Here is an 8,080-nt window from a genome sequence, read left to right as displayed (position 1 = left end):
TATACCATTTACAAAAAGGATTTTTGTAAATGGTATAAACAGCAAGTGCGTAAGCACTTGCCAATAAACAACAAATACCGTTTCCAAAAAGTAAAATATTTAACTTACTTTTTGGAAACGGTATAAATATTTTACTTTTTGTAAATGGAACAAACTGAATAATAGATCGAATAGTGTTGAGGTAAAAATCTAGTTCATTTATCCTAGCACGCTCAAAGTGAGTTTTGGAAAACTAGATTTTTAATTTTAGGACGTTTTTTATGCAAGGAAGAGTAGTTGGTGAAAGAATTGCAGTAGTTGGCTTAGGTTATGTGGGTTTGCCCGTGGCCCTCGCTTTTTCGCGAAAGTTTCCCGATGTAGTTGGCTTTGATATCGATGTTAAGAAAGTTGAGAGCCTTAGGGCGGGCTCGGATCCTTCGCGTGAAGTATCAAGTGAGGAGTTGCGAAGCACGCCTTTAAAGATAACCTCAAGTATAGATGATTTAAGAGGTGTTAACTTTTTTGTCGTTGCTGTTCCAACGCCGATTGACATAAATCGCAACCCAGACCTTACGGCGCTAGCGTCTGCCTCTCGCTTGGTTGGTATGGTTTTATCTCCTGGAGCAACGGTTGTATATGAGTCTACGGTTTACCCAGGCGTGACAGAGGAGTTTTGCGGGCCGATTTTAGAGCAGGCTTCTGCACTGATTCGCGGGGTAGATTTTAAACTCGGCTATTCGCCGGAACGCATCAATCCAGGCGACAGAGAGCACACGCTAGAAAGAATTGTAAAGGTCGTGTCGGGTGAGGACGAAGAGAGCTTAGAGCGCATTGCTCGCGTTTATGGAGCAGTTATTGAGGCTGGAGTTTTTCGAGCTAGTTCTATTAAGGTGGCGGAGGCTGCCAAGGTTATAGAAAATACGCAAAGAGATTTAAATATTGCGCTTATGAACGAGCTGGCGGTAATTTTTGACAAGCTTGGGATTAGAACTACCGAAGTTCTAGAAGCGGCATCGACAAAGTGGAATTTTTTGCGTTTTTCCCCTGGCTTGGTAGGCGGTCATTGCATAGGAGTTGATCCTTATTATCTAACTGCAAAGTCTGAACAGCTAGGTTATCACCCGCAAATTATCCTGGCCGGGCGACGCATCAATGACGACATGGGTCGCTATGTGGCCCAGCGATTGGTAAAATCCATGGTCAAATCGGGGATGCGCACTAAGGATTCACGAGTGGGGATTTTAGGCTTGACGTTCAAAGAAAACGTTTCTGACCTTCGCAATAGTAGAGTTCCAGATATCATTAGAGAACTAGAAGAGTTTGGGATGACTACACTAGTGCACGATCCTCACGCCGATCCTCATGAGGCAGACGAGGAGTACGGCATTGAGCTAGTAGATTGGGATTCGCTAACTGAGCTCGATGCTTTGCTAATTGCAGTGTGGCACCGCGAATATGCGAATATGGAGGTCGAAATGATAACTGATAAAATTAAAGGCAGAGGAGTGCTCGTAGATGTAAAATCTTCCTTGATCAAGCAACAACTGCGAAGCGATATTTTATATTGGAGTCTCTAATTGCGGGTCGTTGCAAAACATATCATTCACTTAAACCGAGTAGTTTTTCTTAGTAATCAATATGTCTAAAGATTATCAAAAAGTTCGTGACCAATTAGTCAGCGAGCCAAAGATATGGTTAGTGACAGGGGTAGCGGGGTTTATAGGTTCGCATTTGTTGGAGGAGTTGTTGCTATTGGGACAGCGCGTGATTGGGGTGGATAATTTTGCAACGGGGTATAGGCATAATTTAGGACACGTTCGCAGTAGCGTTGGGGAGGAAAAGTGGCAGCAATTTGTTCTTTTTGAAGGTAGTGTCACGGACTTCGATCTATGCCTAAAAGCAGTAAAGGGTGTAGACTGCGTTCTCCATCAAGCTGCGCTTGGTTCCGTTCCACGCTCAATTGATAATCCCCTCGATAGCAACAAGGCTAACATCGATGGGTTTTTGACCGTTTTGGTCGCTGCAAAAAACAGCGGAGTAAAGTCTTTTGTCTATGCCTCTTCGAGTTCAGTTTACGGGGATGAGGAGAGGCTTCCCAAGCGAGAAGAAATTATTGGCAAGCCGCTGTCGCCATATGCAGTAACTAAACTAGTAAATGAAATCTATGCAGAGAATTTTGCACAAGTTTATGGTTTCCCTACTATAGGGCTTAGGTACTTTAACGTTTTTGGGCCGAGGCAAGATCCGGATGGGGCATATGCTGCGGTCATCCCGCGATGGATTAAGCAGCTAATTGATGGAAGGCAGGTTCAGATTTTTGGCGATGGAAAGACTAGCCGAGATTTTTGCTACATTGCCAATATCGTGCAGGCTAATATCCTCGCTTGCTGCGCGGATAATCAACAGGCCAAAAATAAGGTTTACAACATCGCAGTCGGAGAAAGCACATCTCTTGTCGAATTGTATAATTACCTTTCCGAATGTTACAGCGAGGTAGCCCGCAAGAAGCCTGCTCAGAGTGAGCCGGCATTTATGGATTTTAGGCCAGGCGATGTGCGCCACTCTTTAGCCAACATAGAGCGAGCCAAAGAACTCCTCGGCTATCAACCATCTGAAAATGTGTGCGAGGGGCTAAAAAAAACATTTAGTTGGTTTTACGCTAACGACCCCGGTCGAACGACAGTCTCCTAATTTGAGTTCCAGGGCTTGTCGCCAGGAACGTGGAAGAGTTGTTCGTGGGCTTTTGTCACAGTTTCTAGTTCTGCCGCGTCGCAAAGCTGTTCTAGAACATGTTTTATGCGTTCTCCACTTTGTTCGATAAGCGAAACGGCTTCTCTTTGCATTTGAGGAAGCTCGTTTTGTGCGCGAATTAAATATGCCGCACCTAAAACAGCTCCCAATGGGTTATTTATTTCGTGCTTTAGAGTCGATATCAGAACTTTTATACTGTCCATTTTTGCCTGGCTAATCGCCGCTAGATGTAACTTTTGCTCCAATTTTTTTCGCTCTAGAAGTGCTTCTATTAGTGGAATAAAGAGAGCTGTTGTTACCTGCCGCTTTCCTAAAAAATGTTGAGCCCCTGCCTTAACAGTTCGAGCTGGAAGTTCCGGCGAATCATCGGAGCTAACTGCTAAAATGGTAGTCTGCTTTAGAGCGGGATGTTCGGAGATGTCAACACCTCTACCGTCTGGCAAGTGCTGATCTAAAATAGCTAAGTCAAAGTGCTTATTAGCACTTTTTAGCTGTTCCTCGGCTTCGCCTATGCTATAGGCAAAGGTTATCTCTATGTCATTGCACCAACCCGTGAGGCGAATCTGCAATACTTTTGCAAATGATATGTCGTCGTCAACAATGAGGGCTCTTAATGGTTCTTTTTGCATGATTGTTTATAAGATAGCAGTTATCGATTAAGGGATTTTAAAAAAATTGAGAGCTACAAGTCTAGAAGTTTGAGAAAAATGTTACAAGTTTCAAGTGCTTAACAATATAATTCACATACTTTCAGCAGATATATGGGGGGGAAAGGAGGCTCAAGTGCTTTATCAGTCTTTAGCACTAAGGGATAGGGGATATGAGATTTCCTTTTTAATGTTTAATGAATCAGCGGTTTTTAAGAAGTTCAGGGCTGCGGGATTTGATTGTATCGTAGTTGATGAACGGCAGGGGTTTATAAATCTTCTATGGCAATCATATTGTCAGCTAAAGCCTCGCAAACCACAACTTTTCGTTTGTCATGGATACAAGGAAACGTTTGTTGGACTGTGGTTGTCGTTAACACTAATAGTAGCTTTTGTGTCGACTTTTCACGGAGGATTAGAAACATTTGATGGGTTTAGTAGAACAAAGATGCATTGTTTTCATCTGTTACACAGAGGCATTTCACGACTTTTTGCGGCAAGAATCGTCGTGGTCTCTCAGGCGCTAGCGTCTGAGCTGGGATTCTTTGGATTGGAGAAAGTAGAAATTGTGCGCAATGTCGTAGGCGCTAATGCTTTGAGTGACAATGAAGTTTTTTCTGCTGAAGGTAAAACTTTGAGCAATAAAGCTCTTTTAAAAAGGCCGGCCCTTATAATGGTTGGTAGGTTAGTTGCAATTAAGCGCGTCGGCCTAGCTATTAGGGCTTTAGGGGTTTTACATAACTTAGGGGCTGGTAAATGGAGTGCCGTTCAGCTCTACGTTGTGGGAGATGGCCCAGAGAGGGAAGCTTTGGAAAATCTTGCAAGCGATATTGGCGTCGAAAAGTCGGTGCATTTCTTGGGTTTTCGAACTGACATATTGGAGCTCCTTGGCAGTGCGGATCTATTGTTGCTGTTGTCTGAGAAGGAAGGAATTCCTACAGTGGTGCTTGAAGCTATAAGCCAGGGGTTAGCGGTCATTTCTACGGAGCTACCTGGAGTTAGGGAGGTAGTTAATGAACTCGGCGAGTACCCGGTAGCTTTTTTACAGACCGAGGAACCCGACGACATTGCAAAGGCAGTAGCAAAGTGTCTCGAAATCAGCACTTCTCGAGACCAAAGCCGCGAATCAGGACAAGAGGCCTTAAAAAGACATTTTTCACCAATAATTGCAGCAAAAAAGCTCGAGGCGATTTTTAATGAGGTATTGTCGTAGAGAACATGATGCTAGTTGCCGAGAAAAAAGCATAACATTTTGGTGCACTTAAACATTTTTTGCCTTCTTACTATCGAGCGGATTTTTTTGATGTTTTACTATAAAAATAGGTTTTTGTTTCTGCTTCTAATGATTGCTGTCCTCTATATGGTGTCGTCCGTCGAAGATTGCAGAGCTCAAGACGACGACTACATACCCGAAGACACACTACCAGTTTTTGACACTGACGATACGAAGGATGATGGCGATGTTTTTCAGAGTGGTGTTGACAAAGAATCCTATGAGTTTTTGAAGGAGAGACTTGAAGATTTTCAGGACAGTGTTTACCAGGGCGAGCACATCGCGGATAAATACAAGGCTAATGGAACTAAGTGGAAGGAAGCGGATCCCAAGCAACACGACTGGACAAAAGGGCCAGGGCATTTTCGGGATTTAGATCCTTCGAGCGCTGACTGGCTAAGAGACAGTATAAGGCTAATGGGCTTAGGTGAGGGCGGAGACCTAGCTACGTTTAGCGAGTGCTTTCAGCCCACATTAGTGAGTCCCATCTGCACTTCCTGCTATCCTCCCTGCGTGTGGGTGGATTGCAAGTGTCTTCCAAACACTGGTTACACATTCGAGTATTGGTGGCCAGAGATGATAATTGAGGTGAGCAATTTTGGCATTAGTGCCTATAGTCCTCGGGCAGACGACGGTGGTAGGCTTGCCGACGCAACTTTTAAGGGCTTGGCTGAGATCTTGGACAAGCAATTCCGCCCTGGCGAACTAAAGAAGCTTTTTAAGCGCCGCGGGATTGATGTTGATACACCCGGCAATGAGTTCGAAAGCACCGCTCAGTGGTATGAGAACGATAATAATGTTTCGCCATTAGAGCGAAGCACTGAGTTTGCTGGCCTCCTGCCCGGGGATCAGACTGTTTTTCACGAAGCACATGTCTATCAAACAAAGGTCGGCTATGATGCTTCTAGGAAGCGCGAGAAGGGGGTAGGTTTTTGTGGCCTTGAAATAGTCAAAACTAAGGTTGGGTGTATCCCTAGGCCGTTTTGGTACAATGGATATTTAAGGGGGAATGAAGAGTGTTTTTACGACACACTGGATGAAGAAGATACTGTTGTGCGAGGCTGGACCGAAGAGATCCTATTTGCTCCGACTTGGCGCATAGCTGAGTTATCGGTCAATGCAGACGAAAAACTTTATAAACTAAGTTCTCCCAAGGTAACCGAAGGGAGCCCGTTGGGGATGATAGCAAATAAAAGCCATTCCAATTCCAATGAAAGCTATGTGGAACAAAACTCCTGCACCTCATATCGCCTGTACAGAGCGGAAAATGAATATAGATTGGAAAATGGAGAATCGAAAGGGAAATGGGATGAGAGTGCCGATCTTGCGCGTATGTTTAAGGGCTTAGAGCCACTTGATAACGAGGACATGGAGCAAATATGCTATCGCCACGGCGAGCAGCTTTATCCGGTGGTGCAAAACGTCATGGGAATTTTCTCAGCGGATACTAGTACTAGCTATTTAGCACGGCGCGCAATAGAGTTAATCTCGAATCCGAACATAAACACCACCGCCGACTACCCTCATAGGCCACCGCGGTTTGCTGATTTAGACAAGTCAGACAAACTTCAGCGCATCTATCCGGGCGATAAACCATCGCGATGCTACAGCATGGATGAGGTAGATGAGCACGATACGGTTCTTTTCCCGGGGAATGTTGAAAAGGAAAGCGATGAGGGAGGTTTCCGGTACGTTTACTGGAACAAGCGAACGGCCTGTGTGTGTCCATATCGCGGACTCACTACTCATGCCTTAGAAGGGACTCCACAGATTGACGATTGTTCCGCTAGATTCATACCTAATGGCTTGAAGGGTTGGGGATGCCTTGCGGGCTTTAATCCAGGAATTGTCGAAAGGCAATCAGAGGAGGATTATTTCAATAACGGTCGGGGTGATCTGTTTATTCAGAAGGACAGAAAGGGATTTTATAACTATGAGGCTTCTCAAAACTATGCGGAGGCCGCTTGGCAGCTATATCCCTCGTTGGGGCTGGATCTAGAGACAAAATGAAGGGATTATCCTGCTTATTTTTTATTTTGTGTGTAATTGTTGGCGGTGCGCAGGCCGAGGATGGGGTAGAGGTAAAAGGCGGTTTTTTTGAAGATTTATCGACACGCGATTTCTTTTCCGCCGAAGATCGTTCTAAGCCAGCAGAAGGCGAGGAAGAAGGGCGTGGTAAGTCGGCAAATGAAGTAGACAGAGAAAAGCCAAAGAATCGTTCTAGTGACGGCTTTGATTTCGACGGACAAGAGCCAGAAGTTCAGCATCCGTCTAAGATTTTGCCGGTCGAAGACACGACATCTAGTCTTAAAACTCGGCAGGAAAATATTAAAAAAAATCTCGATGCGCTAAAAAGCATACCTATTAATAGAGAAGAGAGAGAAAAAGCGCTTGAGTTTTATAAGAAAGCTATTGACCAGCAGGATGAGGTTCAAACTACCTCGCCCAGCCAAGGAACTCCAACTACTTCGTCTGATACTTCAGCCGAAACAGCCAAGAGACTAGAAAATAGTCGATTGACTCGAGCATCTTCCTCAGCGAGCGAGAAAGCAACCATAAACTTGTTTGTAAGCGCTAACCCCACAGCGCATCTCGAGCAGGCACTTAGGGAGTTAGTGGAGTTACATAAATTTTCCAATGTATCCGTCGAGAAAGTATATATCATTGGCTATGACATGGAGAGTCATTTGAAGAACATTCTAAACGAAGCCAGGAGGGAAGAGATAATCCTGGTCGAGGACGGCAAAATAAAATCGCAAGGCATGCGGCGAAAACATTTACCTTCCGTAGAGCGTTATATAGAGGAGCATTTTGAACATTTTGGCCTAACTGAAATGGATAAGGCCCTAAAGACGCTAAAAGTAGAAACATCTCCTACTTGGGTAGTTAGTGTTAATAAGAAACTTCACGTTTTTGAAGGTTCGTATAATCCTGGTGAATTTTTCGATACTGAGGGGGCTTTTGTCTATCCTTACCAAGCTGATAAGTATGAGCCGCGTTTAGGCACACCGTTTGCACGCCCCCGGCGCAACAAGAAATATGGGGATACTGTTAGGATTTTGGTAATTAAAGAGCCTAAAAATCCCGTCCTGTTAGGGGCCGCGACGGAATATTTGAGACCAGGTGCTAAGCGCGCTGGTGGCTTACCTAACTGTGTGGAGTCTCGCATTCGCCGCAAACAAGTCTATCACCGCTCGCCTCAAGCGGATTTTATGGACTATCTTTTTTACTCCGGCTTAGACGCCAGTCAGCGCGAGACTGCCAAGGACTGGGATGGCAAGAAGCTCTCTTATCAGGGCTTTGCTAAGGGTAGAGGTTACGAGACTAATTCGAGTTATTACTTTGCTCTTGGCCTTGGGATTGAGTGTCTGCCTACGCGATTTCGCGTTGTTAATGAGCACGGCCTGCGCTTTATAGAATATCGCGAAGG

Annotated in this window: 6 protein-coding genes; 5 read left to right on the top strand and 1 reads right to left on the bottom strand. The window is 44.8% G+C overall.

Features of this window, described 5'->3' with window-relative positions; all coding sequences use genetic code 11:
• Positions 1-260 precede the first annotated feature (260 nt).
• The gene (locus IT291_04485) at positions 261-1,556 is read left to right on the top strand and encodes a nucleotide sugar dehydrogenase (protein ID MCC6220483.1); all 1,296 of its coding nucleotides are present in this window, start codon (positions 261-263) and stop codon (positions 1,554-1,556) included.
• Positions 1,557-1,617: 61 nt separating this feature from the next.
• Positions 1,618-2,670, top strand: coding sequence for an SDR family oxidoreductase (locus IT291_04480; GenBank protein MCC6220482.1), 1,053 nt, complete (start codon positions 1,618-1,620; stop codon positions 2,668-2,670).
• On the opposite strand, the gene IT291_04475 is transcribed toward IT291_04480, so the two are convergent.
• Positions 2,667-3,359, bottom strand: coding sequence for a response regulator (locus IT291_04475; protein ID MCC6220481.1), 693 nt, complete (start codon positions 3,357-3,359; stop codon positions 2,667-2,669). The genes IT291_04480 and IT291_04475 overlap by 4 nt on opposite strands.
• Before the next feature lie 94 nt (positions 3,360-3,453).
• Here IT291_04475 and IT291_04470 point away from each other — a divergent pair, with 94 nt between their 5' ends.
• The 3 genes from IT291_04470 to IT291_04460 all read left to right on the top strand — a co-directional run.
• Positions 3,454-4,590, top strand: a complete 1,137-nt coding sequence (locus tag IT291_04470) for a glycosyltransferase (GenBank protein MCC6220480.1) — start codon at positions 3,454-3,456, stop codon at positions 4,588-4,590.
• Between the two features lie 90 nt (positions 4,591-4,680).
• Complete coding sequence (locus IT291_04465; protein ID MCC6220479.1) at positions 4,681-6,660, top strand: hypothetical protein; 1,980 nt, start codon at positions 4,681-4,683, stop codon at positions 6,658-6,660.
• On the top strand, positions 6,657-8,080 hold a 1,424-nt coding region (locus IT291_04460; protein MCC6220478.1), incomplete at its 3' end, for a hypothetical protein. The genes IT291_04465 and IT291_04460, both read left to right, overlap by 4 nt.

Source organism: Deltaproteobacteria bacterium (assembly GCA_020845775.1).
Lineage (GTDB): Bacteria > Bdellovibrionota_C > UBA2361 > SZUA-149 > JADLFC01 > JADLFC01.
Note: the sequence above shows the minus strand (reverse complement) of the source record. Positions and strands in the feature narration are given on the sequence as shown.